The organism is Sphingomonas oligophenolica (genome assembly GCF_039522915.1).
GTDB classification, from domain to species: domain Bacteria; phylum Pseudomonadota; class Alphaproteobacteria; order Sphingomonadales; family Sphingomonadaceae; genus Sphingomonas; species Sphingomonas oligophenolica.
Window position 1 is genome coordinate 144,582 of the sequence record NZ_BAAAEH010000022.1, and the last position, 25,127, is coordinate 169,708.

The 25,127-nt window shown below is 65.7% G+C and carries 24 protein-coding genes and 1 tRNA gene; 13 read left to right on the top strand and 12 right to left on the bottom strand.

Going from position 1 to position 25,127, the window contains the following annotated elements; genetic code table 11:
• Window positions 1-20: 20 nt before the first annotated feature.
• Window positions 21-96 (bottom strand) — tRNA-Ala (locus tag ABD050_RS11955).
• Between the two features lie 250 nt (window positions 97-346).
• On the opposite strand from ABD050_RS11955, the gene ABD050_RS11960 reads away from it, so the two are divergent.
• Window positions 347-1,339: a DUF2171 domain-containing protein gene (locus ABD050_RS11960; RefSeq protein ID WP_343889567.1), complete on the top strand. Its 993-nt coding sequence runs from the start codon at window positions 347-349 to the stop codon at window positions 1,337-1,339.
• A gap of 163 nt (window positions 1,340-1,502) precedes the next feature.
• On the opposite strand, the gene ypfJ is transcribed toward ABD050_RS11960, so the two are convergent.
• Window positions 1,503-2,414 carry a KPN_02809 family neutral zinc metallopeptidase gene (ypfJ, locus tag ABD050_RS11965; protein WP_343889568.1) on the bottom strand — a complete coding sequence of 304 codons (912 nt, stop codon included), beginning with the start codon at window positions 2,412-2,414 and terminating at the stop codon, window positions 1,503-1,505.
• A gap of 143 nt (window positions 2,415-2,557) precedes the next feature.
• On the opposite strand from ypfJ, the gene ABD050_RS11970 reads away from it, so the two are divergent.
• Genes ABD050_RS11970 through ABD050_RS11980 form a run of 3 tightly spaced genes read left to right on the top strand, consistent with a single transcriptional unit; the run spans window position 2,558 to window position 5,309 of the window.
• On the top strand, window positions 2,558-3,715 hold the full coding sequence (locus ABD050_RS11970; RefSeq protein ID WP_343889570.1) for a patatin-like phospholipase family protein: 1,158 nt from the start codon (window positions 2,558-2,560) through the stop codon (window positions 3,713-3,715).
• Window positions 3,716-3,735: 20 nt separating this feature from the next.
• Window positions 3,736-4,521, top strand: a complete 786-nt coding sequence (locus ABD050_RS11975) for a 3-hydroxybutyrate dehydrogenase (protein ID WP_343889645.1) — start codon at window positions 3,736-3,738, stop codon at window positions 4,519-4,521.
• 59 nt (window positions 4,522-4,580) lie between these two features.
• Window positions 4,581-5,309, top strand: coding sequence for a DUF4893 domain-containing protein (locus tag ABD050_RS11980; protein WP_343889571.1), 729 nt, complete (start codon window positions 4,581-4,583; stop codon window positions 5,307-5,309).
• A 10-nt stretch (window positions 5,310-5,319) separates the two neighbouring features.
• Here ABD050_RS11980 and ABD050_RS11985 read toward each other — a convergent pair whose 3' ends face one another.
• On the bottom strand, window positions 5,320-6,264 hold the full coding sequence (locus ABD050_RS11985; protein WP_343889572.1) for a cation diffusion facilitator family transporter: 945 nt from the start codon (window positions 6,262-6,264) through the stop codon (window positions 5,320-5,322).
• Between the two features lie 88 nt (window positions 6,265-6,352).
• Here ABD050_RS11985 and ABD050_RS11990 point away from each other — a divergent pair, with 88 nt between their 5' ends.
• The 4 genes from ABD050_RS11990 to ABD050_RS12005 all read left to right on the top strand — a co-directional run bounded on the left by ABD050_RS11990 (window position 6,353) and on the right by ABD050_RS12005 (window position 10,378).
• On the top strand, window positions 6,353-6,598 hold the full coding sequence (locus ABD050_RS11990) for an AbrB/MazE/SpoVT family DNA-binding domain-containing protein (protein ID WP_343889573.1): 246 nt from the start codon (window positions 6,353-6,355) through the stop codon (window positions 6,596-6,598).
• A gap of 30 nt (window positions 6,599-6,628) precedes the next feature.
• Window positions 6,629-6,991, top strand: coding sequence for a type II toxin-antitoxin system death-on-curing family toxin (locus ABD050_RS11995; protein WP_425542446.1), 363 nt, complete (start codon window positions 6,629-6,631; stop codon window positions 6,989-6,991).
• A 267-nt stretch (window positions 6,992-7,258) separates the two neighbouring features.
• On the top strand, window positions 7,259-8,641 hold the full coding sequence (locus ABD050_RS12000) for a helix-turn-helix domain-containing protein (protein WP_343889575.1): 1,383 nt from the start codon (window positions 7,259-7,261) through the stop codon (window positions 8,639-8,641).
• A 141-nt stretch (window positions 8,642-8,782) separates the two neighbouring features.
• Window positions 8,783-10,378 (top strand): isocitrate lyase, encoded by a 1,596-nt coding sequence (locus tag ABD050_RS12005; protein ID WP_343889576.1) that lies wholly within the window; start codon window positions 8,783-8,785, stop codon window positions 10,376-10,378.
• A 60-nt stretch (window positions 10,379-10,438) separates the two neighbouring features.
• On the opposite strand, the gene ABD050_RS12010 is transcribed toward ABD050_RS12005, so the two are convergent.
• Complete coding sequence (locus tag ABD050_RS12010) at window positions 10,439-10,888, bottom strand: hypothetical protein (RefSeq protein ID WP_343889578.1); 450 nt, start codon at window positions 10,886-10,888, stop codon at window positions 10,439-10,441.
• Window positions 10,889-11,076: 188 nt separating this feature from the next.
• Between ABD050_RS12010 and ABD050_RS12015 the strand changes: the two genes are divergently transcribed.
• Window positions 11,077-11,517, top strand: a complete 441-nt coding sequence (locus ABD050_RS12015) for a polyketide cyclase (protein ID WP_343889579.1) — start codon at window positions 11,077-11,079, stop codon at window positions 11,515-11,517.
• Here the strand turns inward: ABD050_RS12015 and ABD050_RS12020 are convergent.
• The 5 genes from ABD050_RS12020 to ABD050_RS12040 form a co-directional block, all read right to left on the bottom strand.
• Window positions 11,512-12,876 carry a carbohydrate porin gene (locus ABD050_RS12020; protein ID WP_343889580.1) on the bottom strand — a complete coding sequence of 455 codons (1,365 nt, stop codon included), beginning with the start codon at window positions 12,874-12,876 and terminating at the stop codon, window positions 11,512-11,514. The two genes, ABD050_RS12015 and ABD050_RS12020, sit on opposite strands and share 6 nt — an antisense overlap.
• 128 nt (window positions 12,877-13,004) lie before the next feature.
• The gene (locus tag ABD050_RS12025; protein ID WP_343889581.1) at window positions 13,005-16,421 is read right to left on the bottom strand and encodes an acyl-[ACP]--phospholipid O-acyltransferase; all 3,417 of its coding nucleotides are present in this window, start codon (window positions 16,419-16,421) and stop codon (window positions 13,005-13,007) included.
• Between the two features lie 24 nt (window positions 16,422-16,445).
• Complete coding sequence (locus ABD050_RS12030; protein WP_343889582.1) at window positions 16,446-17,315, bottom strand: DUF6999 family protein; 870 nt, start codon at window positions 17,313-17,315, stop codon at window positions 16,446-16,448.
• On the bottom strand, window positions 17,308-17,997 hold the full coding sequence (locus ABD050_RS12035) for an iron-containing redox enzyme family protein (RefSeq protein WP_343889583.1): 690 nt from the start codon (window positions 17,995-17,997) through the stop codon (window positions 17,308-17,310). The genes ABD050_RS12030 and ABD050_RS12035 overlap by 8 nt, the downstream gene beginning before the upstream one ends.
• The gene (locus ABD050_RS12040; RefSeq protein WP_343889584.1) at window positions 17,994-19,136 is read right to left on the bottom strand and encodes a 3-oxoacyl-[acyl-carrier-protein] synthase III C-terminal domain-containing protein; all 1,143 of its coding nucleotides are present in this window, start codon (window positions 19,134-19,136) and stop codon (window positions 17,994-17,996) included. Before ABD050_RS12040 ends, ABD050_RS12035 begins: the two co-directional genes overlap by 4 nt.
• Before the next feature lie 117 nt (window positions 19,137-19,253).
• On the opposite strand from ABD050_RS12040, the gene ABD050_RS12045 reads away from it, so the two are divergent.
• Window positions 19,254-19,862: a TetR/AcrR family transcriptional regulator gene (locus ABD050_RS12045; protein WP_343889585.1), complete on the top strand. Its 609-nt coding sequence runs from the start codon at window positions 19,254-19,256 to the stop codon at window positions 19,860-19,862.
• 461 nt (window positions 19,863-20,323) lie between these two features.
• Here the strand turns inward: ABD050_RS12045 and ABD050_RS12050 are convergent, their stop codons facing one another.
• Genes ABD050_RS12050 through ABD050_RS12060 form a run of 3 tightly spaced genes read right to left on the bottom strand, consistent with a single transcriptional unit; the run spans window position 20,324 to window position 21,766 of the window.
• Window positions 20,324-21,277, bottom strand: coding sequence for an aldo/keto reductase (locus tag ABD050_RS12050; protein ID WP_343889586.1), 954 nt, complete (start codon window positions 21,275-21,277; stop codon window positions 20,324-20,326).
• Window positions 21,274-21,465 (bottom strand): hypothetical protein, encoded by a 192-nt coding sequence (locus ABD050_RS12055; RefSeq protein WP_343889587.1) that lies wholly within the window; start codon window positions 21,463-21,465, stop codon window positions 21,274-21,276. Before ABD050_RS12055 ends, ABD050_RS12050 begins: the two co-directional genes overlap by 4 nt.
• Window positions 21,466-21,487: 22 nt before the next feature.
• Window positions 21,488-21,766 (bottom strand): hypothetical protein, encoded by a 279-nt coding sequence (locus tag ABD050_RS12060; protein ID WP_343889588.1) that lies wholly within the window; start codon window positions 21,764-21,766, stop codon window positions 21,488-21,490.
• A 202-nt stretch (window positions 21,767-21,968) separates the two neighbouring features.
• On the opposite strand from ABD050_RS12060, the gene ABD050_RS12065 reads away from it, so the two are divergent.
• From ABD050_RS12065 to ABD050_RS12075, 3 genes are all read left to right on the top strand, one after another.
• Window positions 21,969-22,928 (top strand): ArsR/SmtB family transcription factor, encoded by a 960-nt coding sequence (locus ABD050_RS12065; protein ID WP_343889589.1) that lies wholly within the window; start codon window positions 21,969-21,971, stop codon window positions 22,926-22,928.
• Window positions 22,925-23,866: a methylenetetrahydrofolate reductase gene (gene metF / locus ABD050_RS12070; RefSeq protein ID WP_343889591.1), complete on the top strand. Its 942-nt coding sequence runs from the start codon at window positions 22,925-22,927 to the stop codon at window positions 23,864-23,866. Before ABD050_RS12065 ends, metF begins: the two co-directional genes overlap by 4 nt.
• Before the next feature lie 113 nt (window positions 23,867-23,979).
• Complete coding sequence (locus tag ABD050_RS12075; RefSeq protein ID WP_343889592.1) at window positions 23,980-25,026, top strand: homocysteine S-methyltransferase family protein; 1,047 nt, start codon at window positions 23,980-23,982, stop codon at window positions 25,024-25,026.
• The last annotated feature ends 101 nt before the right edge of the window (window positions 25,027-25,127 follow it).

Here is a 25,127-nt window from a genome sequence, read left to right on the forward strand (position 1 = left end):
TTCAGTGTACTTCATTTGGTTGGTGGAGCTGAGGGGAATCGAACCCCTGACCTCTGCAGTGCGATTGCAGCGCTCTCCCATCTGAGCTACAGCCCCGCTCCAACCCGGCTTACGGTATTTCAGCCGAAGAGCGACGCCTCTAGCGGGCCTTTTCCGGTGATGCAACCGGCTCCCTCCATGGTTTGAAACATCCGCTGCGGCGAACCGCGCGGGGGGTACGGCGGAGCGCCGGTACGGACCCGTAACTATCGGAACAAACACGCCTTTCGACCTTTGTTGATGATACGAGCGGACGTGCGATCGGGCCATCCGCCGTAAGCCGAGAACATGTCGGAAGGACGCAATCATGGGTTACGAACGCTATCCCCGAGATTCCAACCTGGGCGATTATTATAACGACCAGACTCCAATGGACTATGGCCGGGACTATGGCTCGGGCCGCGACTACAGCTATTCGAGCGCGCGCCAATATCAGGCTGCGGGTGAGTTCGGCGGCGGCCGGGAGCGCAGCCGCGATGATGGACCGCGCGAGTACGGCCATTCGGGCTATGCCGAGCGCGAGCAGCGTGGGCTGAACCGCGGCGGCGGGAGGCGCTATGTGCGGGATTCGGGTTTCCAGGGCAGCTATGGGTCAGACGGTCATCGTTTCACCGATAGCGGCGACCGGGATTATGGCCGGGCGGATATGTATCGCGACCGGGGTCGCGCCCGCGACGATCGCGGCCGGCCGCAGGGCTATGACTATCAGCATCGCGATTTCTTCAGCCGCGCCGGCGATGAGGTCCGCTCCTGGTTCGGTGATGACGAGGCGGAGCGGCGCCGCGAGATGGACGCCCGCTACGACGAGCGCCAGGGCGGTTCCGGGCGCTATGGTCGCGATGATGATTATCACAGCTGGCGGCGGTCGCAGATCGAGGCGCTCGACCGCGATTATGACGAATATCGGGCCGAGAACCGGACCAAATTCGAAAACGAGTTCGGCAGCTGGCGCACCGAACGCCAGACCCAGCGCAGTTCGCTGTCGAAGGTCAGCCAGCACATGGAGGTGGTCGGCTCGGACGGCGAGCATGTCGGTACCGTCGACAAGGTCCAGGGCGACCGCATCCTCCTGACCAAAAATGATGCCGATGCCGGCGGTCGCCATCACTCGATCCCGTCGCGCTGGATCCAGTCGGTCGACGACAAGGTGACGATCCGCAAGACGGCCGAGGATGCCAGGGCGCATTGGCGCGACGAAGAGCGCGGCGCTTTCTTCGGCTCGGACGCCGGTCGTGGCGCCGACAAGGGCGACGCGACCGGCCCGCACATGCTGAACCGCAGCTTCTCGGGGACTTATTGAGCGGCCATCCCTCTTCCTTCGGGAAGGGGGCCGTCGCGCAGGCGGCGGATGAGGGTGGCCGGGCTTCTCCGAACGGCCACCCTCATCTTTTATCGAAGGCCTCCTTCAAGGGGGCGTGCACCGCTGGCCGTTGCCCAGCCTTGTGGCTAATGGTCGTCGACCGTCAAATCGCCCCTGAAAACGTGTCGCACTGCCCGGGATCGCCCGAGTCCAGTCCCCGCTTCAACCACGCGGCCCGTTCAGCCGAGGTCCCATGGGTGAAGCTGTCCGGCACGATGCGCCCCTGCGCTTCCTGCTGCAGCGTATCGTCGCCGATCGCATGCGCTGCAGTCATGCCTTCCTCGAGATCGCCAGGCTCGATCCGGTCGCGATTCTGCGCTGCCCAGACGCCGGCATAGCAATCAGCCTGGAGCTCTAGCCGTACCGACAGCTTGTTGCCCTCGGTGCGGCTGGCGTGCGCCATCTGCTGCTGGACCTGATCCGAGGTGCCGAGCAGATTCTGGATGTGATGGCCGAATTCATGCGCGATCACATAATCCTGCGCGAAATCGCCTTTCGCGCCGAAGCGGTTGGCGAGCTCGCCGAAGAATTCGGTGTCGAGATAGATGCCCTGGTCCTGCGGGCAATAGAAGGGGCCCATCGCGCTCTGTGCGGCGCCGCAGCCCGACTGGCCTTCGCCGCCGTAAAAGACGAGCTTGGGCTGAACGAAGCGCTGTCCGCTCTTCTGGAAGATCGCTGCCCAGGTCTTGTCCGCCGAGCTGAACGCATTGCAGGCTGACTTGCTCGCCGCATCGACCGTGCAGCTCGAGGCTGCGTCGGTTCCATGGCCCTGTTGCTGGCCGACCTGCTCGGTCGGTGCGGACAACTGGTTGCTTCCGCCACCCAGCAGGTTCAGCCCGCCGCCGAACACGGCGAACACAATCAGCAACACCACCACGCCCCCACAGCCGAACCGGCTGAACACCAGAGGCAAAAGCCCGAACAGCATGCCCCCGCCGCCGCCGCCGAAACCGCCGCCGCCCTGGCCGCGCTGATCCTCGACATTGATGTTCGGATCGAAATCGTCGAGCCGCATGGGCTTTGTCCCTCGGGATCGTTGCTGGTGCGGCATGAATGCGCGGCGGCCCGGGTGGTTGCAAGCCGGGTCCGGCGGGCGTCATGTTCTTTTCATCAAACTGTCGTTGATCCCGCCGCGCGGGCAGCGCATGGGGCGATGCGATGGCCGATGTCGAACCCGCTGCCAGGCCGAAGCGCCACGCCGATACCTTGCCCTTGCCCGACACGGTCGCGCTGGTCCTGCAGGGCGGCGGCGCGCTGGGCAGCTATCAGGCGGGCGTCATCGAGGGGCTCGCGTCGAGCGGGATCGAGATCGACTGGGTCGCCGGCATCTCGATCGGCGCGGTCAACGCAGCGATCGTCGCCGGCAATCCGCCGGACAAGCGGGTCGAGATGCTCAGGGCATTCTGGGATCTGGTCACCGGCGCGCTGCCGAGCTTTCCGATCTTCCCCAATGATCAGCTGCGCGAATGGCTGCACGAATGGTCGGCCGGCTTCGTGATGGCGACGGGCGTGCCCGGTTTCTTCACGCCGCGGGCAGTCTCGCCGATGTTCGCGACGCCCGGGACGCCCGAGGCACTCAGCTTCTACGATTCGGCGCCGCTCCGCGAGACGCTCGATTCACTGATCGACTGGGATTTGCTGAACAGCGGCCCGGTGCGGCTCTCGATCGGCGCGGTCGATGTCGAAAGCGGCAATTTCACCTATTTCGATACGACTGAAACGCGGATCGACGCGCGCCACATCATGGCCTCGGGCGCCCTGCCGCCGGGCCTGCCGCCGATCGAGATCGATGGGCGCTTCTGGTGGGACGGCGGCCTCGTCTCGAACACGCCCCTGACTCATGTGCTCGATCACCAGGTCGATGAGCTCCTCGTCTTCCAGGTCGATCTTTTCGCCGCGGCGGCCGAACGGCCGAGGACGATCATGGACGTCGCCGCGCGCGAGAAGGAGATCCGTTTCTCGAGCCGGACGCGGCAGGTTTCCGATCAGGTCATGCGCCTCCGCAAGGACCGCGAGATCGCGCGCAAGGTGATCGCCAAGCTGCCCGAGGCGATGATGCAGGATCCCGATGTGCGCGCGCTGGTTGCCTGCTCGGGCGAGCAGCCGGTCAATCTCGTCCAGCTGATCTACCGCACCAATGCCTGGGAGGGCGGCTCGCGCGACTTCGAGTTCTCCGCCCGCACGATGCGCGAGCATTGGCAGGCGGGGCAGGAGGCAGTGAACGAAACCATGGCGAATGCGCGGCTGGTCGCGGCGAACATCGAGACCGGCAAGAGCGCAGCCTTCGATCTCACCGCGCGCCCGCCGACCCTGTAACCTCAACGATGGAGACCCCCATGTTCCTCAAGGGCAAGAGCGCAATCATCACCGGTTCCACCTCGGGCATCGGCCTTGCCTATGCCAAGGTGTTCGCGGCCGAAGGCGCGAGCGTCGTCATCAACGGCTTCGGCGATGCCGCTGCGATCGAGAAGGAGCGCGCCGCGCTCGAGGCGACCAGCGGCGCCAGGGCGCTGTACGACGCCGCCGACATGACTGATCCGGCTGCGATCGCCGCGCTGGTCAGGCGCTGCCATGGCGAGCTCGGCGGGCCTGATATCATCGTCAACAATGCCGGCATCCAGCATGTCGCGCCGATCGAGGATTTCCCGGCCGACAAGTTCGAGGCGATCATCAAGATCAACCTCACCTCGGCCTGGTACATGATGCAGGCTGCCGTGCCTTATATGAAGGCGGCGAAATGGGGCCGGATCATCTCGACCGCCTCGGCGCATTCGCTGGTCGCGAGCCCGAACAAGAGCGCCTATGTGATGGCCAAGCACGGCATTGCCGGCCTGACCAAGACGATTGCGCTCGAAACCGCGACTGACGGCATCACCGTCAACTGCATCTCGCCGGGCTATGTCTGGACGCCGCTCGTCGAGGGCCAGATCCCCGATACGATGAAGGCGCGCGGGCTGACCCGCGAACAGGTGCTCAATGATGTGCTGCTCTCGGCCCAGCCGACCAAGGAGTTCGTCACCCCCGAACAGGTCGCCGCGCTGGCGCTGTTCCTGTGCCGCGACGAGGCGAAATCGATCACCGGCGCAAATCTCTCTGTCGATGGCGGCTGGACGGCCGCCTGACGCTTGGCAAGTCCGCCCCGGCGTGGTTAGCTGTGGTGCGAACAGAAAGAACCGGTCGCTTGAACAGAATTTTCCCCGTCACGAGGCTCATCACGGCGTTGTGCGGGTGCGCGCTGTTGGCGGGGTGCGGCGGCAAGACGCACAAGCGCGCGGAGATCGCCGCGCCGCCGCCAGCGCCTATGGTCGAGGCGCCGGCGCCCGTTTCGCCGCCGCCGCCTTTGTCAGTGAAAAAGGCAAGCATGGACTGGCACCGGGTCGCGACCGATCGCGATCGCGAGCGGCTGCGTACCTGGCGCGATGCCTGGATGACCGCGCTCGCCAGGGTGCGCGCCGCTGGCCAGGATGCGGCGCTCAGTGCCCAAGGGCCCCTGTTCGATCCCGATCACGCGCTTGACGGCACCCCGCCGCCGCCGGGGCGCTATCGCTGCCGGGTGTTCAAGCTTGGCGCCAACGGTGCAGCGACCCGCGATTTCACTGCCTATCCGCCCTATGAATGCCGGATCGCCGATGAAGGCGAAGCATCGAGCCTGTACAAGATCGGTGGGTCGCAGCGGCCGGTCGGGCTGCTTTTTCCCGATGGCCAGGCGCGCCAGATCTTCCTCGGGACGATGATGTTCGGCGACGAGACCAAGCCGATCGACTATGGCCATGACGAGGGCCGCGACATGGCCGGCTATGTCGAACGCGTCGGCGAGAAGCGCTGGCGGCTTGTGCTGCCCTGGCCCAGGTTCGAATCGATCCTCGACGTGGTCGAACTGGTGCCGTCGGACGAGCCGGCCAAGCCTTAGGAGCCCGATCTCAAGCGACAGGCCTCAGCACCGACGCATCCTCGCGCCGTTCGGGACGGATATAGATTGACGAAAGCATCGGCATCGCCGCCTTCAGCTCAGTCTCGATCTCCTCGATCAGCCCCTCCGCCTCACCCATTGTCAGCGCATCGCGGAAATCGGCGCTGATCGCGACGAAGATGCTTTCCGGCGCGGTGTGGATGGTGCGGACATGGTTGACTGACGTGATCTCCGGCCGGGCCTCGACGATCGCGCGGACCCGGTCGACGATCACCGGATCGGCGCCCTCGCCGATCAGCAACCCCTTGGCTTCGCGCGCGAGCAGCGCGGCGACCAGGGCAAGCAGCAGGCCAATCGCGATCGAGGCGACGCCGTCGATCCGCGGATCGCTCCAATATTGGCTGGCCCACACGCCGATCGCTGCAATGACGAGGCCGGCAAGCGCTGCGCTGTCCTCGAACAGCACGATGAAACCGGCCGGATCCTTCGATTTCCGTACCGCCTCCCACCAGCCGCCCCTGCGATTGGCGGCAGCGAATTCGCGCATTGCGAAGAACCACGAACTACCCTCCATGGCGAAGGCGATACCGAGCACGGCATAGTTGACCACCGGGTCGCGCAACGGCTCGGGCTCGCTGATATGCACCGCTCCCTCGTAGATCGAGACGCCAGCGCCGACCCCGAAGATCAGGATCGCGACGACAAAGCTCCAGAAATACAGCTCGCGGCCATAGCCGAACGGGTGCGCCTCGTCGGGTGGTCGCCGCCCGCGATGCTGGCCGTACAGCAGCAGCACCTGGTTGAGGCTGTCGACGATCGAGTGGAATCCCTCGGTCAGCATCGACGATGAGCCCGAGATCGCCGCCGCAATGAACTTCGCGACCGCGATGCCGAGATTGGCGGCAAGCGCTGCAAAGATGACGAAATTGGAGCCGCCTTGTTTCGTTGCCGACATGCGTGGCTCCTTTCTACCCGCCATATGCTGAGGAGCACGAGCGCACCAGCGGTTGAAACGATCCGCAGGTCGATGTTATAACAACCGTATGAACATGCCTTTCAAGACCGCGAAGAAGCTCAAGCTGATCAAGATCGGCAATTCAATGGGCGTCATCCTCCCCAAGGAGGTGCTGGCAAAGCTAGGCGTGGAAGCGGGAGATTCAGTCGATGTGAGCGAAACGCCCGACGGGTTTCACATCCAGCGCCATGACGAGGGCTTTGCTGAACAGATGGAGGTTGCGCGCGCAGTGATGAAGCGTCGCCGCAACGCCCTCCGCGAACTCGCGAAATAGCCGATGGCCCATGATTGGCGATGGGTCGACATGGCCGTCGCACTTGCCGCACATAACGAGCAGCTTGCCGAGCATGGTGGCGCTGTGGGCGTGCGCGACATGAGCCTGCTCGAAAGTGCAATGGCCCGCCCGCTGAACCTCGTGGTCTATGAGGATCCCGACATTGCCGATCTCGCGGCGAGCTATGCCTTCGGGATTGCGCGCAACCATCCGTTCGTTGACGGCAACAAAAGGACAGCGGCGGTGGTGAGCGAAACCTTCCTGCTGCTCAACGACCATCAACTCACGTGCAACGACGTCGAACTGGTCACCAATTTCCTCGCGCTCGCGGCTGGGGAGCTCACCGTCGAGGCGCTTGCTGCGTGGTTCCGGGAGCATGGCAAAGCGGCCTGAACGGAAATGCCCGCCGGAGTCACCTCCAGCGGGCATCCTTTCCTCCCCAGGAAACTCTCCAGGCGCCGCCATTGCGGCTTCCTATCCTGCGCGGCTCGGCACTGGAGTCGCTGTCGGATCCGATATCCGCGAACGCAGGGCCGGGTTAGGCTCGGCCTCGCATGGCGAAGGTCGTGTTGTGGTGGCCGCCCCGCCGCAGGGTGTATTCCTGTAAAGAGTTGACAACGCCGGGCCGACAGGACTTGTTCGGTTCAAAGGAAGGGCAAGATGGCCGATCGCAAATTATTCGCCGGGCACGCGGTGCGCCGCCTGCGCCGCCAGGCCGGCCTTACCCAAGCGGCCATGTCGGACATGCTGGCGATCTCGCCCAGCTATCTCAACCTCGTCGAGCGCAACCAGCGACCGCTCTCGGCGTCGCTGCTGGTGAAGCTCGCCGAAAGCTTCGATTTCGATCCGCGCGCGCTCGCGGCGGGCGAGCCCGGTGGCGGCGATGCGGCGATGCGGCGGCGGCTCGCCGACCCGATGTTCGCCGATCTCGAGATCGACCGCAACGAACTCGAGGAATGGCTGGCCGGCGCGCCCGGCGGGGCAGAGGCGTTCGCGCGCGCCTATGACCGGCTCGGTTCGGGCGCCGGCCCGGCCGAGGCAAGCGACCCGATGGCCGAGGTGCGCCGCGAGATCGAGCGCTGGCGCGGCTATTTCGGCGATCTCGACACCGCTGCCGAAACGCTGGCCGACGAGCTTCGGCTCGGCGCGGGTGATCTCTACGGCGCGATCGCCGAGCGGCTCCGGGTCAAGCACCAGCTCACCATCCGCATCCTGCCGGTCGATGTGATGCCCGATCTGCTGCGCCGGCTCGATCTTCATGCCCGGCAATTGCAGTTGAGCGAGACGCTCGATCCGGCATCGCGCACCTTCGCCGCTGCCTTCCAGCTCGGCCAGATCGAGGCGCGTGGCGAGATCGAGGCGCTCGCGAAAGGGGCCGGTTTCGCCGATCGTGCCGCCGAGCGGCTCTTCCGCCGCCACCTCGCCAGCTATTTCGCCGCAGCGGTGATGATGCCCTATGCCCGCTTCCTGCGCGCCTGCGAGGCGACCGGCCATGATCTCGAGCTGCTCCAGCGCCGCTTCGGCGCCGGCTTCGAGCAGGTCGCCCACCGCCTCACGACCCTGCAGCGCGTCGGCGCGCGCGGTCTGCCCTTTTTCCTGGTGCGGATCGATCGCGCCGGCCAGGCCTCGAAGCGCTTTTCCGGCGCGAGCGGATCGCCGCTGGCCGAGGCCGAGGGGCGTTGTCCCTTATGGCGCCTGCACCACGCCTTCGATCGGCCGGGCGTGCTGGCCGTGCAACTGGTCGAGCTCGAGGACGGCGCCCGCTGGCTGACCATGGCGCGGACGGTGACACCGCAGGGCCGTCGCTACGGCGCGGTGCCGGCTGAGTTTGCGGTCGGGCTCGGCATCGCGGCTGACCTCGGCGGCGGGCTGGCGGTCGCGCGGGGGCTTGACCTGAGGGGTGAGGCGACGCCGATCGGCCTCGGCTGCCGCGCCTGCCAGCGCAGCGCCTGCCCGCAACGTTCCGCCCCGCCCCTCGGCCGCGCCTTGCTGATCAACGACCGCGAGCGCGGCGTCTCGCCCTTCACCTTTGGTGGCGACTGAAATTGTCATTTCTTTACTGAATGACTCATGTTTAAAGTGGATATTGACAGCTAGACCCTGCGCCGAAGGCCTTGTGGCACGGCATCGGTTGTAAATCTCGTTACAGAACTCGCAACGCCTACACCGAAGCGAGGACAAGCCGTGACCTATCAGGACCATATCGCCACCACCCGCCAGCTCATCCAGGGCAAGAACGGCGCCTGGGACGGGATCGACGCTGAATCCGTCGCCCGCATGCGGTTGCAGAACCGTTTCCAGACCGGTCTCGACATTGCCCGCTACACCGCCGCGATCATGCGCCGCGACATGGCGGCCTATGATGCCGATCCCGCCAACTACACCCAGTCGCTCGGCTGCTGGCACGGTTTCATCGGCCAGCAGAAGATGATTGCGATCAAGAAGCATTTCGGCTCGACCGAGCGCAAATATCTCTATCTCTCGGGCTGGATGATCGCTGCGCTCCGCTCCGAATTCGGTCCGCTGCCCGATCAGTCGATGCACGAGAAGACCAGCGTCCCGGCGCTGATCGAGGAGCTCTACACCTTCCTGCGCCAGGCCGATGCCCGCGAACTCGGCATGCTGTTCCGCGAGATCGACGCGGCGCGCGCGGCCGGCAACCAGATCGAGGAGCAGCGGCTACTCCACGCGGTCGAGAACTACCAGACTCATGTCGTCCCGATCATCGCCGATATCGATGCCGGTTTCGGCAATGCCGAAGCGACCTATCTGCTCGCGCGCAAGATGATCGAGGCGGGCGCCTGCGCGCTGCAGATCGAGAACCAGGTCTCGGACGAAAAGCAGTGCGGCCATCAGGACGGCAAGGTCACCGTGCCGCACGAGGACTTCCTGGCGAAGGTCCGTGCCTGCCGCTACGCGTTCCTCGAACTCGGCGTCGAGGACGGCATCATCGTCACCCGCACGGATTCGCTGGGCGCAGGCCTCACCAAGCAGATCGCGATCAGCCACACCCCGGGCGATCTCGGCGACCAGTATAATGCGTTCCTCGATTGCGAGGAGATCACCCCCGAGAACGGCGTCAGCGGCGATGTCATCATCAACCGCGACGGCAAGCTGATGCGGCCGAAGCGCCTGCCGTCGAACCTCTACCAGTTCCGCCCCGGGACGGGCGAGGATCGCTGCGTGCTCGATTGCATCACCTCGCTCCAGCACGGCGCCGACCTGCTGTGGATCGAGACCGAGAAGCCGCATATCGAGCAGATCGCCGGCATGGTCGACCGCATCCGCGCGGTCGTCCCCAACGCCAAGCTGGTCTACAACAACTCGCCCTCGTTCAACTGGACGCTCAATTTCCGCCAGCAGGTGTTCGATGCCTGGGCGGCTGAGGGCAGGGACCTGTCGGCCTATGATCGCGCCCGGCTGATGAGCGTCGATTATGACGGCACCGATCTCGCCGACGAGGCCGATGAGCGGATCCGCACCTTCCAGGCGGATAGCGCGAAGCGGGCCGGCATCTTCCATCACCTCATCACGCTGCCGACCTATCACACCGCCGCGCTGTCGACTGACAATCTGGCGAAGGAATATTTCGGCGAGGCCGGCATGCTCGGCTACGTCAAGGGCGTGCAGCGCCAGGAGATCCGCCAGGGCATCGCCTGTGTGAAGCACCAGAACATGTCGGGCTCGGACATCGGCGACGACCATAAGGAATATTTCGCCGGCGAGGCTGCGCTGAAGGCCGGCGGCGCGCACAATACGATGAACCAGTTCGCTGCCTGAGCTGCGCTTCGGTCACGACGGGAATCGTCGTGACCGAAGCGGGCCGCGACGCGGTCGGGGTTACAGAGGCCCTTGCCAGGGCTTCCAGCTGATCTGGGTGATGCCCGGCGCGTCCGAATTATATTCGACAAAATGCCAGGCGGGCGTCGATGAAAAGAGCGTCAGGCTGTACGAGCTGTTGCTCTGGTCAGTGAAAATCAGTTCGAACCGTCCGGAATCGAATCCTGACGGGCCCTGGCCATAAACCCATATGCAATAGCCATATTTGGCCGGCAGCGGCGCGCGGTTGCTGACATAGGCCTGGGAGATCGACGCGTCGCTCGGTCCGACCACGCACTGTGACAGATCCGTGTTCCCGTTGATGGCAAGCCAGCCGCCCTCGGGCAGCAGCGGCGCGGTGCCCTGCGCCGATCCGTAGGTTTGGCCACAGTCGTTCGAGGAAAAATTCGCGCCGGTGCTGGTCGGCTGGTCGACCGGGGCGCTGTCGCTGACGGCGTGGGTATCGCTCAATATTGCCTCCTTGCGGGGGGAAGACGTGACGGGAAGGACGGGCACATGTGCCCGAATCCGGCGCGACGAAGCCACGGGCCGATGGCGCGCGCAAACCGATATCATGGTTAAACATCCGGACCTTGTTCTATCTCTTCGGACGGCGGCCGCTATGGCTGCCGCAGGCCATTTATATCAGGAACGCCGCCATGCTGCCCGCCCGCACTTACAGTGTCTCGATCAAGCGCGATTGGCGCGCGCTGTACGAACAGATCTGGCGCCCCGACTATTTCGCGCACTGGGCCTCGGGGTTGGCCGAGTCCGAGTTCCGCGAGGACGGCGATGCCTGGGTTGCGACCGGCCCCGAGGGCCCGATCCGCATCCGCTTCACCCCGCATAACGACTATGGTGTGATGGATCATGTCGTCGAAGCCGGCGACGGCATCGCGATCCATGTGCCGCTGCGCGTGATCGCCAATGGCGAGGGTGCCGAGGTGATGCTCACCCTGTTCCGCCAGCCCGACATGGATGATGAGAGGTTCGCGGCTGACGCCCGCTGGATCAACAAGGATCTCTCCCGGCTCAAGGCGCTGATCGAGCGCGGGTCGGCCGACGGCCGGAACGGGGACGGTTCCCGTTCGCCCCTATAAACGAAGCGAGGTCCGCAGGCCGAGCACCACTGCGTTCGGCGGCGGGCGTGACGCGGCGATTCCGTCGAGCAAGGCGGCGGCGGGGTGCAGGACGAACTGGACATTGGGCTGCAGATAGAAATGCGCGCCGAACTTCAGCTGCCAGGTCGCTTCGACCACGCCTTCGAACCCGGGCGCATCGAGCGGTCCGCCATCGGCCGCTGAGCGTTCGCTGAGCAGCGATCGCAGCCGCGGCGAAATCCGGGCGACAGCAATGCCGACACCAATAGTATCGCCGGGGCGGGTGCGGAACGGCGCGGCCAGCGAGAGCCCGGCGTCGAGATAAAGGTCGATCGGGTTGCGGTCGGCAGGGCTTGCCGACGCGCGCATGAAGCCGTGCAGCGCGCGGGCGCCCGACTTCCACAGCCGCGCATCGGCCATGGCATAGACCGCCAGGTCGCCGCGATGCTCGAGCGGAATTCCGGTCGATGCCGGCGCCGCCAGCGAGCCGCCATGATCGTCGAGGCCGAGGTCGTCGAACGAATCGGTATGCATCCAGCCGCCCAGCGTCAGCGCCCATGCCGGATCGTCCCCCGATGCGCTGCGCGACACTTCGCCGATGACGAACGGCCGCTTCGCAAAGCGGAACCCGTTGAACCCATGCAGGTCGCGCCGCTGCGGGTCGCCCGAGCCGGGCCCGGCCGGGTCGCCGGCGAAGACCGCCAGCCGCACGGTCAGGCCGTCGCCCGGCATGGCGGCAAGGCGGAGGCCGGGCGCCGCCAGCGGATAGGCCGGGCCGCCGCTCGGCAGGTCAGTGGCGAAGCTGGCCGGCCAGCCGAAGGTCGAATTGACGAACAGCCCGGCGGTCGGGCTGATCGCGAATTCCTGGCCCGCGGTGAACTGCCCGACGCGCAGCGTTGCCCGCGCGCCGAGCTTCTGCTCCACCCACAGGTTGAACAGGCGCGCCGCCGGTTCCGCTTCCAGGCCGCTGACGGTCAGCACATTGCCCACCCGGCTGCCCGAAAGGCCGGTACCGCTGATGAAGTGAACGCTGACATGCGCCGATGCGCCGTGCCAGCCGATCAGCCGGTCGAGATCGGCATCGCCGATCAGGCCGATGCGCTGGAGATACGCCGCCCCGCGATCGGCGCCACCGGCGAGATCGGCATTGGCGTCGCTGTTATAGGTGAGCGCGCCGGTGATCGCGGCCTGGCGGCGCTTCAGCATTTCGCCGTTTTCTTCCTGATGCTGGACATTCTGGGGCATCGCCGCCTGTTGCGCCTGCGCCCCGGGGCCGGCCAGGGCTGACACGCAGCAAAAGGCCGCCCCGATCACGGCGCTGCGCCGGCGATGGTGAACGATGCGCATCCGTGGCGACATGATCCGAGCCCCTTGCCGGCGTGATCGCGCCGGAACGGGTGCAATTCAACTGCCGGCCGCGCGGGAAGACGAAAATTCACGACTGTCGGGCGATTTTTCGCGCTCCGGCATGGCGACTGGAACCAGCGTCACTCAGCCGCCAGCACCCCCATCGTCACATAGTCGAGCTTGCCCGTGCCCAGCACCGGAAGCGCCTCGACCACGCGCACGTCGCGCGGCAGCGCCAGCTCGGCGATGCCGTTCGCCTTGCCCCAGGCAAGCAGTTGCGCGGCCTTGGCGCCCTGCTGCGTCGTGAACAGCACCAGCTGCTCGCCCTTCTTCGCATCAGGTCTTGTGACCACGGCATGCTCGGCGCCCGGCCACACCGCCATGGCATAGCCTTCGACCGCGGGCAGCGAGACCATCTCGCCGCCGATCTTGGCGAAGCGCTTGGCCCGTCCGCGGATCGTCACGAACCCGCCCGCGTCGATCGTCACGATATCGCCGGTGTCGTGCCAGCCATCCTCGGGCGGTTGCAGCGCGCCCGGCGCATCGGCCTTCATATAGCCGGCCATGATGTTCGGCCCGCGGATCGACAGCCGCCCGCCACCCTTGCCGTCGGCAATCTCGATGCCCGGCACCTCGTCGAGCTTCGCCTCGACCCCCGGCAACAGCCGGCCGACGCTGCCGCCGAGATAATACATCGGCGTGTTGACCGCGATCACCGGCCCGGCCTCGGTCGCGCCATAGCCTTCGAGGATGCGCAGCCCGAACTTGTCCGCATAGGCGCGCCTGGTCTCGTCGCGCACCCGCTCGGCGCCGGCGAAGATGTAGCGCACCGAGTAGAAGTCATAGCTGTGCGCCATCCGCGCATAGCCGGACAGGAAGGTATCGGTGCCGAACAGGATCGTCGCGTTGGAATCATAGGCGAGCGCCGGCACGATCCGGTAATGCAGCGGGCTCGGATAGAGCAGGGTGCGGATGCCGGAGAGGATCGGCAGCAGGGTGCCGCCGGTCAGCCCGAAGCTGTGGAAGACGGGCAGCGCGTTCAGCACCAGGTCGCTCTCGTTGAAATCGATCCGCGCCGAAAGCTGCAGGCAATTGGCGAGCAGATTGCGGTGGGTGAGCACCACGCCCTTGGGCAGCCCTTCCGAGCCGCTGGTGAACAGGATCACCGCTGCGCTGTTCGGCGAGATCAGCCGCCGGCGGTGAAGCCTTCCGGCGACCCTGGAGGAGGCGAGCGCGCGAAGCTTCGCGCCCATGCCGATCGTGGCGGCAATATCCTCGAGATAGAGGATGCGTCGCCCCGCCGCTTCGAGCGCCTCGATCACCGGCCCGAGCTTGGCCTGCTCGACAAAGGCCCGCGCGGTGACGATGCTGTGCACCTCGGCGGCGACGCAGGCTGCCTTCAGGTTGGCGGCGCCGGCGGTATAGTTGAGCATCGCCGGCACCCGCCCGATTGCCTGCAGAGCGAAGAAAGTGGCGACCACGCCCGAGATATTGGGCAGCATCACGCCGACTGCCTCGCTCGGCCGGGTCACCCCCTCGAACACGCGGCCAAGCGCCATGCTGCCGGTGACGAGCCGCTTGTAGGTCAGCGGCTCGCGCTTGATGTCCTCGACCACGCCGACCCGACCGCCATGCACGTCCTTCGCGTCGAGCAGCGCCTGGAACAATGTCCGGTCGATGTCCGATGTCGCGAAGATCATCTCGCTCATCACATCGTATAATTGCCGTCCGGCGATCGCCCGCCGCGCCCGCCCGCTCATCTGTCCTTCGATGACGAAGCGGCGCGGCGGCAGGATCGTCAGGCTGATCTGCGGAAACCAGCGCAGCCGCACCTTGCCCTTCAAATAGGAGAAGGGCGTGAACTGGGCCCCGTCGATCCGCACCGGTACGATCGGCGCATCGGCCTTGTCGGCGACCATGCCGGGCCCGTCGAAGATCTTCATCAACGCGCCGGTGACGGTGATCCGTCCTTCCGGGAAGATCACGAGCGTGTTGCCGGCCTTGACTGCCTTGACCATCGCCTTGGCCGCCATCGGGTTGGTCGGGTCCACCGGAAAGGCGCGGAACAGCTTGAGCGCAGGCTGGATCCACCACAGCTTCACCACCTTGCTGTGCACCGCGAACACCGGCTTGCCGGGCAGGAAGGCGGCGAGCAGCAGCCCGTCGAGCCAGGAGACATGGTTGACCACCACCACCGCGCGCTCGCCCGGCTGCGGCATGTTCTCGGCGCCGTTCACTTCGATTCGGTAGAGGAATTTGAGCGTGCCGCGGACGATCGACTTGATCACCGTCTCCGGGAGCAGCCAGCAGCTGATCAGGGCGACCGACAGGGTCGAGAACCCAAGGGTGCCGATCACCCCGGGGATTTTCAGGCCGCGCGCCTGCAGAATCCCAATCACCAGGACCAGCAGCACCATGACAAGGGCGTTGACGATATTGTTGGCCGCGATGATCCGCGATCGTTCCTCGGGCGCGGTCGCCGTCTGGAGGATTGAATAAAGCGGCACGACGAACATGCCGCCGAAGAAGGAGATGCCGACCAGCTCGAACAGCACCACCCAGCTGCTGACATGAGTCAGGAATTCGCGCCAACCCACCGTCGTTGCCGGGGTCGGATAGTGCCGGGTGGTGAGCCACAATGCGATCATGAAGCTGGCCATCAACAGGGCCGAGATCGGCACGTACCTGGCCGACACCTCGCCCTTCAGCAGGCGGTTGACCATCACCGAGCCAAGCCCGACCGAGACCGAGAAGACGATCAGCAACAAGGTCGCGACGCCTTGGGTGCCGCCCAAGCTGCCCGTGACCAGCGGCAGGAAATTGGTCGCGAGGATCACGCCGACCGCAAAGAACCAGCTGATGCCGAGGATCGACAGCCACACACCAGTGCCCTTATGGGCCGCCTTCAGGATCTGCCAGGTGCTGCGAAACGGGTTGCGGTCGATCGAAAGCCCGGGCGAAGCGGGCGGGGCGGGCAGGATCGCCCAGCTCGCGGCAAAACCGACACATGCAAGTGCCGTCGCAATCAGCCCCGCTTCCCAGACCGGCACCACACCGGTGAACGCGAGCAGCTGTCCGCCGAGAATCGCGAGGAAGGTGCCGGCCTCGATCAGGCCGGTGCCGCCCATCACCTCGTTCCGGTGAAGGTGCTGCGGCAGGATCGAATATTTGACCGGCCCGAAAAAGGTCGAATGCATCCCCATCATGAACAGGGCGGTGAGCAGCAGCGGGACCGACTGGAACCAGAATCCGGCCAGCCCGATCGACATGATGCAGATCTCGGCAAACTTGATGATGCGGACGAGCCGCGCCTTGTCGGTCGCGTCGGCAATCTGCCCGGCCATCGCCGAAAAGAGGAAATAGGGGAGGATGAACAGCCCGTTGGCGATGTTGCCGAGCTGTGCGACCTTCTCCGGCTGGCCTTTGAACAGCGTGAAGGTCGCGAGCGTCAGCATCGCGAACTTCAGGACGTTATCGTTGAACGCGCCGAAGAACTGGACGACGAACATCGGCGCGAAGCGCCGTTTCGCGAGCAGCGAGAAGTCAGGTGCCGACATTGGTTCTTGCTCCCGGGAAGTCTGTTAAAGCCTGACGGCCTGGCGCGCTTTAAGTTCGCGCAGGAAACCGTGCAGTATTTCGGTCGAAAGGCCGTGCAGCATCAGCCGGAACCCGGCCCGCAAGGTCGAGAAGGGCACCAGCGGATGGCGGTTGTTGATCATCGCCAGGTGCCGATCCTCGCCGGTAAGCCGCGCCGCGTAAAGCCCGATCGTCTCGTCGAGCTGAAGAGAGTTGGACGCGCGCCAGAAATCGCGGTCGGTCAGCAACAGCGCATAGGCTGGCGTATAGATTTCGATCGCGGTCTGCAGGTCGATCACGTTGAGCCACCCGGCCGGCAGCGGATCGAGTTCGATCTCGTCTGCGATCGCCGAGAAATCGAGCCGGGCGACCGGACGCAGCGTCGCGCCACGCCGGTCCATCTCGCGATTCAGCGCGATCAGGAAATTATAGATATTAAGGTCATGCTTCAGGAACAGATTGTCGCGCACATCCTCGATGCAACTGGGCCGCATCGGTTCGAGGTCGGGATGGAAGCCCGGCGTCGCATTGTCCGAAATGAAGCGGAGTATCTGCCCGCCGAGATGGAAATGGCGGAGAATCAGCCGGTTCGCATCGGGCGTGAGGAAATGCCGCATCCCGAAGGCGATCGAGCGGTGGAGCAGGCGCGGCGCATGCGGCCAGCGCGGACTGACGATATGCACGAGCTGCGCGACGACGATCATCGTCCGCGCGAGCGGTCGCACGATCGGCAGCAGGAACTGCCGGCTGCGCGACGTCTGGTCGCGGGCGAGCGCTGCCTTGGCCTCGCGGTCGAGCGGCAGCGAGCGGTCGAGCGTCAGCGCGAGCCAGGGATCGGGGTCGCGCGGGTCGACTGGCTGGGCGGGATCAAACATTGTCGATCTCCTCGAGCTGAAGCCGATAGAGCCGCGCGACGATCTTGGCATGGCGGACAATGTCGTCGGCCACGCGCGCGTCGCTGACGGCGAGCGCAAGCGCCCGGTCGAACATATCGAGATGGTCCCCGTCATTAGCGCCATGATAGGCAAGGAAACTTACCGCTTCGTCGCCAAGCCCGAGCTGCGCCTTGATTGCCTCCGACCAAGGCCCGGCCAGCCGCTCGCCAAGCCCCTCGATCACGAACATCGCGCCGAGCAGCCCGACCGGGTCGGCGCGCGATGCCGCCTGGTACATGAAGGCGGACAGCGCCTCGGAGCCGATATTCTTGGGCGCCGACCGGATTTCCTCGGCCTGCCCACCCGCCGCGACATAATTGTCCTCGAGCAACCGGTAGTCGCGATGCTCGGCCACCGCATGGCGGACGAACAGCGAGCGCAGCTCCTCATGCTCCGGCCCCAGGTTCGACGCCGCGCGGCTGATCCAGCGGCTGCCCTCGACCACCTGCTGGCGCAGATTGACCAGGAGGCGGCGATATTCCTCGGCCCGCATCCGCTGTCCGAGCATCCGCGCGATCAGCGGCACCTGGACGAGCGCGCTTTCGAAATCGATCCACACCCGCGCCAGCCCGCGATGGGTGGCCTCGACCAGATCGTTCCTCTCGAGAGTCATCCCACTCATTGCTTGTCTCCCACCACGGTAAGGCCGGCAAAGGCCATGATGCACTGCCCGCTCTCGGGCACTGCGCAGAGGATGCGCTGGCCCGGCTCGAGCCGGGCCGACCGCATCAGGTCGTCGATCAGGAGGAACAGGGCGGCTGCGCCGACATTCCCCTTGTCGTACAGGTTGGTGAACCAGCGCTCTTCGGGGATCATGCAGCCTGCTTTGGTTGCGAGCCGCGCCATCTCCTCGCGCAGGGAGTGCGCCGAGAAGTGGCAGAGGAACCAGTCGACCGCGTCCGGGTCGATCCGGCCCTCGTCGGTCAGCCGCATGAACTCGCCCATCCAGACCGGCAGCATCCGGTACAGCGCGTCGACATCCTGGCGGAGCTGGAATGCGCCTGCCTTTGCGGCGGCTGCACTGCCCCCCTCGACCAGGCTCCACGGCGTCAGCGCACCGTCGGTGCCGTGCACTGCGCCGCCGGTCATGCACGGCGCGAAACGGTCAGCGAAGGAGCGCAGCGAAATCCAGTCGATTCTCAGCGACAGGCCGTGCGCGGCGGGGCGATCCTCGATCATCAGCGCGGCGGCACCGTCGCTCAGCGTCCAGCGCAGGAACTCGGCATCGCCCGGCAAGGTGCCGTCGGCCTGCACCGTATCGGTGCCGCGATAATGCTCCGGCCTGAAATAGCGGCTGGAGAATTCAGCGCCGACCACGATCGCCGCCTGATGCTCGCCCGCCGCGACCTGAAGCGCGGCCGCCTTCAGCGCCATGACCGAGCTCGCGCAGACGCTTTGCAGGCTGGCAATCTCGAGCGGCGGCAGGCCGCTGTCGGCGTGCACGCCCGAGGCGAGACCGGGCACCATCAGGTCGTTCTGGGTCGTCGCGGTGGCAAGAAAGCCGATCCGCCCACGCGCCACCTCGGCACCGTCGATCAGTGACCGCACCGCCTGGCCGGCGAGCTTCGCCACCGTCCAGTCGCTGCTGCCGTCGGAACGGATCGCATAATGGCGGGTCCTGATGCGGTTCTGCCGCAGGGTCAGTCGACCGAAGCGTTCTGCCTCGGGCGACAGGCGGCCGATATGGTCGGCCATCGCCTCATTGCCGATCGGCGGCCCAGGCAGGCACTGCGCGGCGGCGGTCACGTAAACGGGCTGCATCGAAACAACTCCATTCCAGGTCCGGCGAATCACCGGACGAGGAGCAGATGGCAGAGAATTGAACAGTGTTCAATAAATAAATTAGACAGTGTTCAATTTTAACCCTATTTAGCCTTCATGGCACGCAGATCCGATCATTCCCGCGAACAACTGGAGGAGTTGATCCTCGCCGAGGCGCACGGCCTGATGGCCGAGACGGGCTATGCCCGCTTCTCGGCGCGCGAGGTGGCGAAGCGGATCGGCTATTCGATCGGCACCATCTACAATGTCTTCGGCAGCCTCGATGCGCTGCTGCTGGCAATCAACAGCCGCACCTTCGTGCTCTGGGCCGACTGGCTGCGCGCGAAGCTTGCGGTGGCGGGCGAAGATCGGATCGCCGCCCTGGTCGCCGGCTATTTCGATTTCGCCGCGCGCAACACCAATCTCTGGATGGCGATCTACGATCACCGCCCGCTGCCCGGCGCCGAGATGCCCGAGCCCTATCGCCGCCTGCGCGCGGGCCTGACCGGGATCGTCGAGCAGGAGGTCGCGCTTGTCCTGCCAGACGCCCGGCGCGGCGAGGCGGCGGCGCTGGCGCGCTCGCTCGTGGCGCTGGTCCACGGCCATTGCTTCTTCGCGCTCAACGGCACCTTCGCGCTGCTCGGCGAGGAACAGCCCGAGGCGGCGGCGCTCGCCCGGGTGTGGGAAGCGTTGACGGCGGCCGGCGCGGTGCGTGGGTCAGGCTGAAAAACCAACCAATCGGAGCAAGTCCGCGCAAAATTCTCCCTCTTCGCCGGCCTGCGCGGGGAAGCACGAAAGGAACCGGCGAACTCACCCAATGATTCAGATCCGGCATATCGTGCGCAAGACCGGCGTGCGTGAAACCTGATCCGGCGATCGCGAATGGCCAGGCTCGATTCAAGCCTGGCGGCGGTTGTGGGAGAGCGCGAGCAGACGGGATGCCGGACTGGTTTCCGCCCTGCTCTTTGACATGACCGTTTTTTGTCGGGCAACGGGCGCCGCTGTTATTCCGGCAGTCCCGCTGTTCCTGTCGCTGTTCCCCGCTGTTCCCGTCGCTGTTATTCAATAACAGCGGGATCGCACACAAGCCTTTGATAATGCTTGGTGAAATTGACGAGAAAATCCAACATAACAGCGGCGAAAATAAAAATGCCGATCAACAGCGGGGAACAGCGGGAAATCCCGGATCAGGCGCCTGCGTCGGTAAGCGCGTCGAGCTGTGCCGTGCTAAGCTCCACCTCCATCGACCCGAGCAGCTCCTCGAGCTGGGCAACGCTTGTCGCGCTCGCGATCGGCGCCGTGATCGAAGGTTGCGACCTGAGCCAGGCAAGCGCGATCTGGGCGAGCGTCGCGCCGGTTTCAGCAGCGACCTTGTCCATCGCCGCCAGCACCTGGCCACCCTTGCCCTCGAAATAGGCCGCCATCCTCGGGCCGCGCACGGCGCTTTTGCCGTAATCGGCCGGGCTGCGATATTTGCCGGTGAGGAAGCCGTTGGCGAGGCCGTAAAAGGACACCACGCCGATATTATGCTCGACGCAATAATCCTGGAGCTCGCCTTCGAACTTGTGGCGGCTGACCAGATTATATTCGGGCTGGAGCACGTGGTAATGCGGCAGGCCACGCGCCTTCGCCGCGTCATTGGCTGATTTGAGCCGGCGGGCATGGAAGTTCGAGGCGCCGAGCGCGCGGATCTTGCCCGCGTCGATCAGCTTGCCGAACGCAGCGAGCACGTCCTCCTGCGGTACCGCATCATCGTCCTGATGGGCGAAATAGAGATCGATCCGATCGGTGCCGAGCCGCTTCAGCGACTCCTCAACCGCCGCGGCAATCCGCGTCGGCGCGAGCTTCTCGCCGCCCTCGCCGGGAAGCATGCCGACCTTGGTGGCAATCTGGACCTTGTCGCGCTTGCCCGATGCCTTCAGCCATTCGCCGATGATGGTCTCGGATTCGCCGCCCTTGTGGCCGGGAACCCAGGCCGAATAGACATCGGCTGTGTCGATCATCGTGCCGCCGCCCGCGACGAATGCGTCGAGCACCGCGAAGCTCGTCGCCTTGTCCGCAGTCCAGCCGAAGACGTTGCCGCCGAGCACGAGCGGGGCGATGCGGAGGTCAGTCGCGCCGAGGCGGCGAAGCTTGGTCATTGCGGCTGTTCCTGGTCAGTCGAATTGGGGGTGACGGCGTTGATGTCGACGCTGTTGGCGTCGAGCATCGCTGCCGCATCGTTGAGCTGCTGTGCCTCGGCCGGGCTGGCGGTGCCGGGATCGGCGCTGTTGCAGCCGGCCAGGAGGAAAGCGGGAAGGAGCGGGAGCAGCGCGACAAGGGGTTTCATGGAAAACTCCTTCGTCGTCCGGTCATTCCTCGATCTCGTTGCCGGCGTCCTTCAGCGCCTCGCCCGCCTTGCCCCGCGCGGCATTGGTGGCGTTGCCGATCGCTGCCGCGCTGTTGTCCATCGTCGCCTCGGCCGATCCCAGCGCCTTGTCGGCGGCGGCGTCGGTATCGTTGACCGCCTCGCTCATTGTCGCATTGGCGTCGGCGGCGATCGTGTCGGCCGCTTCATTGGCCTCGTTCTGCGCCTTGGGGCTGCATGCCGCGAGGCTTGCGAACAGGGCAAGGGCGATGAATTTCTTCATGAGGCGGCTCCGATCGAGAGGGTGTTTCGTCAGTACCCAACGCTAGCCGATGCGGCGGCGGGGGTGCAAGGCGCTGGACCCTGCCACCCTCCAATGCCCTCGCCCCCGACTTGTTCCGGGTGACGGCGGTGAAAGGCTCTCTGGCATTCGTCGCCAAGGCGCGTTGACCTGATATAAAGATATCTTTATATCTCTATGAACCATGACGATCGCCCTCGACATCTTCCGCGCCCTTGCCGACGCGACCCGGTTGCGGATCCTCGCATTGCTGCGTTCGATGGAGCTGTCAGTCGGCGAGCTCGCCCAGGTGCTCGGCCAGAGCCAGCCGCGGGTCAGCCGCCATGTGAAGATCCTGTGCGACGCAGGCCTGGCCGAGCGCCGCAAGGAGGGCAGCTGGGTGTTCGTGGCGCTCGGCAAGGCAGCCAGGGTCGAGCCGGTGCTTGCGTCGCTCGACAGCTGGGGCAAGCTCGAGCCCGATCACTGGGCGGTCGCCGACGCCGCCCGGCTGGCTGCGGTCCGCGCTGATCGCGCTGCCTCCGCGGCAGGCTGGTTCGAAGCCAATGCCGGGCAATGGGATGCGATTCGCTCGCTCCACATCGCCGAGAGCGAGGTCGAGGCTGCGATGTCCACGATCCTGGGTGAGGCGCCGATCGGTCAGCTGATCGATATCGGCACCGGCACCGGGCGGATGCTCGAGCTGTTCGCCGCCCGCGCCGATCACGCGCTCGGCATCGATCGCAGCTCGGAGATGCTGCGGCTGGCGCGCGCCAAATTGTCCGAGCGTGGCCTCGCCAATGCCGAGCTCCGCCAGGCCGATCTCTATGCGCTGCCGCTCGGCGACGGCGCGGCCGACGTCGCGATCCTCCATCATGTCCTCCATTTCGCGCAGCAGCCGGGCGCCGCGATCGCCGAGGCGGCGCGTGTGCTGTCGACCGGCGGCCGGCTGCTGATCGCCGATTTCGCGCCGCACGACCGCGAGGAATTGCGCACGCGCGATGCCCATACCCGCCTCGGCTTTTCTGACGAGCAGATCGCGGCCTGGTTCGATTCAGCCGGCCTGATGCCGGCACGGACCGAAACGCTCAAGGGCGGTGAATTGACGGTGAAGCTCTGGCTGGCGCGCAAGGCCGGGCAAAAGATGCAGAAGGTAAAGGCGGCATGACGATCTCGGTTTCGCAGCTCGAAGAGGCGCGCCGCGCGCTCGATGCGCCCCTGTTCGCCGATGTCGCCGGCGATGCGGCGGTGTCGTTCGAATTCTTCCCGCCCAAGACGGCGAAGATGGAAGAGGCCCTGTGGGAGGCGATGAAGACGCTCGAGCCGCTCGCGCCGCGCTTCGTCTCGGTCACCTATGGCGCCGGTGGTTCGACCCGCGAGCGCACGCACGCAACCGTCGCGCGGATTCAGCGCGAGACAAGCATGGCGGCGGCCGCGCATCTCACCTGTGTCGAGGCGAGCAAGGCCGAGATCGATCAGGTCGCCGAGGAATATTGGGCGGCGGGCATCCGCCACATCGTCGCGCTGCGCGGCGATCCGCCGGTGGCGGGCACGAAATTCGCCGCGCATCCCGATGGCTATGAGAATGCGGCTGCATTGGTCGCGGGGCTGAAGAAGCTCCACCCGTTCGAAATCTCGGTCGCCGCCTATCCGGAATGCCATCCGGATTCGGCCGATGCGAAGGCCGATATCGACAATCTCAAGCGCAAGCTCGATGCCGGCGCGAACCGGGCGATCACCCAGTTCTTCTTTTCGCCCGAGGCCTATTTCCGTTTCCGCGACCGGGCCGCGGCGGCCGGGATCACCGCCGATATCGTTCCCGGTATCCTGCCGGTCTCGAACGTCGCGCAGACGCGCAAGTTCGCCGCGATGTGCGGGGCCGATATTCCGGACTGGATGGACCGGCTGTTCGAGGGCCTGGACGATCATCCCGCCGCGCGCCAGCTCGTCGCGGCGACGGTCGCCGCCGAGATGTGCCGCCGGCTTTATGCGGGCGGCGTGCGCGGCTTCCACTTCTACACGCTCAACCGCGCCGAGCTGAGCTTCGCGATCTGCCATCTGCTCGGGATCCGGGCGCAGGGGCAGGCGCGGGAAGCAGCGGCCTAGAATCCCAGCCGTCATGCCGGACCTGTCCCGGCATTCACTGTTCCGCGCTGCGGCCAGTGGAGAAGCGGCATTACGGACCCCGGAACAAGTCCGGGGTGACGAAGGAAGAGAAGATGAACGCACGCGAACGATTGCTGGCCGAAGCCGCCAAGCGCATCCTGATCACCGATGGGGCGTTCGGCACCGAGATCCAGAACTGGAAGCTGGACGAAGCCGATTATGCCGGCAATCTCGGCCTGGCCAGGGATCAGAAAGGCAACAACGACATCCTCGCGCTGACCAGGCCCGAGGTGCCGGAGACGATCACGCGCGAATATCTCGATGCCGGGTCGGACATCGTCTCGACCAACACGTTCAGCGCCAATGTGATCAGCCAGGCCGATTATGCCGCTGAAGGCCTGGTCAGGGAGATCAACATCGCCTCGGCGCGGATCGCGCGCCGCCTCGCCGACGAATATGCCGCGAAGGATGGTCGCCCGCGCTTCGTCGCCGGTGCGATCGGGCCGACCAACAAGACGCTGTCGCTCTCGCCTGACGTCAACGATCCCGGCTTTCGCGAGATCGACTTCGATTATCTGAAGACCGTGTACCGCGAGCAGATCGACGCCCTGCTCGAAGGCGGGGTGGATTTCATCCTGATCGAGACGGTGTTCGACACGCTCAACGCCAAGGCCGGCGTCATGGCGGCATTGGAAGCGGCTGACGATCTCGGCCGCGACGTGCCGATCATGCTGTCGATGACACTGACCGATCTTTCAGGCCGCAACCTGTCCGGCCACACCGTCGAGGCCTTCTGGCACGCGGTGCGCCACGCGAAGCCGATCACCATCGGGCTCAACTGCTCGTTCGGCGCCGAGCAGCTCCGCCCGCATGTGCGGACGCTCAGCGACATCGCCGATACGCTGATCATGGTCTATCCCAATGCCGGGCTGCCCAACGAACTCGGCGAATATGACGAGCAGCCGGCAACGACCGCTGGCCTGGTCCGCGAATGGGCGGCGAATGGCCAGGTCAACATCCTCGGCGGATGCTGCGGATCGACGCCAGCGCATATCGCGGCGATTGCCAAGGCGGTTGGCGAGTTGGCGCCCCGCAAGCCGGCGACACCGCCCGTGAAGACGCGCCTCGCGGGTCTCGAACCTATGACGATGGCAGCATAACTTCTTTCCCCCCTCCCGCGTGCGGGAGGGGGCGGGGGGCGGGCTCGCGCTCTCCCCCCAACGATCCCGCCCGAAACTAGCCGGGCGCCCACCCCCGACCC

What these genes read in the sequence shown, in the direction of transcription:
- ABD050_RS11960 (WP_343889567.1), top strand. Translation starts at nt 347, where the DNA reads ATGGGTTACGAACGCTATCCCCGAGATTCCAACCTGGGCGATTATTAT.
- ypfJ (WP_343889568.1), bottom strand. Translation starts at nt 2,414, where the DNA reads ATGCGGCTCGACGATTTCGATCCGAACATCAATGTCGAGGATCAGCGC.
- ABD050_RS11970 (WP_343889570.1), top strand. Translation starts at nt 2,558, where the DNA reads ATGGCCGATGTCGAACCCGCTGCCAGGCCGAAGCGCCACGCCGATACC.
- ABD050_RS11975 (WP_343889645.1), top strand. Translation starts at nt 3,736, where the DNA reads ATGTTCCTCAAGGGCAAGAGCGCAATCATCACCGGTTCCACCTCGGGC.
- ABD050_RS11985 (WP_343889572.1), bottom strand. Translation starts at nt 6,264, where the DNA reads ATGTCGGCAACGAAACAAGGCGGCTCCAATTTCGTCATCTTTGCAGCG.
- ABD050_RS11990 (WP_343889573.1), top strand. Translation starts at nt 6,353, where the DNA reads ATGAACATGCCTTTCAAGACCGCGAAGAAGCTCAAGCTGATCAAGATC.
- ABD050_RS11995 (WP_425542446.1), top strand. Translation starts at nt 6,629, where the DNA reads ATGGCCGTCGCACTTGCCGCACATAACGAGCAGCTTGCCGAGCATGGT.
- ABD050_RS12000 (WP_343889575.1), top strand. Translation starts at nt 7,259, where the DNA reads ATGGCCGATCGCAAATTATTCGCCGGGCACGCGGTGCGCCGCCTGCGC.
- ABD050_RS12015 (WP_343889579.1), top strand. Translation starts at nt 11,077, where the DNA reads ATGCTGCCCGCCCGCACTTACAGTGTCTCGATCAAGCGCGATTGGCGC.
- ABD050_RS12020 (WP_343889580.1), bottom strand. Translation starts at nt 12,876, where the DNA reads ATGTCGCCACGGATGCGCATCGTTCACCATCGCCGGCGCAGCGCCGTG.
- ABD050_RS12025 (WP_343889581.1), bottom strand. Translation starts at nt 16,421, where the DNA reads ATGTCGGCACCTGACTTCTCGCTGCTCGCGAAACGGCGCTTCGCGCCG.
- ABD050_RS12030 (WP_343889582.1), bottom strand. Translation starts at nt 17,315, where the DNA reads ATGTTTGATCCCGCCCAGCCAGTCGACCCGCGCGACCCCGATCCCTGG.
- ABD050_RS12035 (WP_343889583.1), bottom strand. Translation starts at nt 17,997, where the DNA reads ATGAGTGGGATGACTCTCGAGAGGAACGATCTGGTCGAGGCCACCCAT.
- ABD050_RS12040 (WP_343889584.1), bottom strand. Translation starts at nt 19,136, where the DNA reads ATGCAGCCCGTTTACGTGACCGCCGCCGCGCAGTGCCTGCCTGGGCCG.
- ABD050_RS12045 (WP_343889585.1), top strand. Translation starts at nt 19,254, where the DNA reads ATGGCACGCAGATCCGATCATTCCCGCGAACAACTGGAGGAGTTGATC.
- ABD050_RS12050 (WP_343889586.1), bottom strand. Translation starts at nt 21,277, where the DNA reads ATGACCAAGCTTCGCCGCCTCGGCGCGACTGACCTCCGCATCGCCCCG.
- ABD050_RS12055 (WP_343889587.1), bottom strand. Translation starts at nt 21,465, where the DNA reads ATGAAACCCCTTGTCGCGCTGCTCCCGCTCCTTCCCGCTTTCCTCCTG.
- ABD050_RS12060 (WP_343889588.1), bottom strand. Translation starts at nt 21,766, where the DNA reads ATGAAGAAATTCATCGCCCTTGCCCTGTTCGCAAGCCTCGCGGCATGC.
- ABD050_RS12065 (WP_343889589.1), top strand. Translation starts at nt 21,969, where the DNA reads ATGACGATCGCCCTCGACATCTTCCGCGCCCTTGCCGACGCGACCCGG.
- metF (WP_343889591.1), top strand. Translation starts at nt 22,925, where the DNA reads ATGACGATCTCGGTTTCGCAGCTCGAAGAGGCGCGCCGCGCGCTCGAT.
- ABD050_RS12075 (WP_343889592.1), top strand. Translation starts at nt 23,980, where the DNA reads ATGAACGCACGCGAACGATTGCTGGCCGAAGCCGCCAAGCGCATCCTG.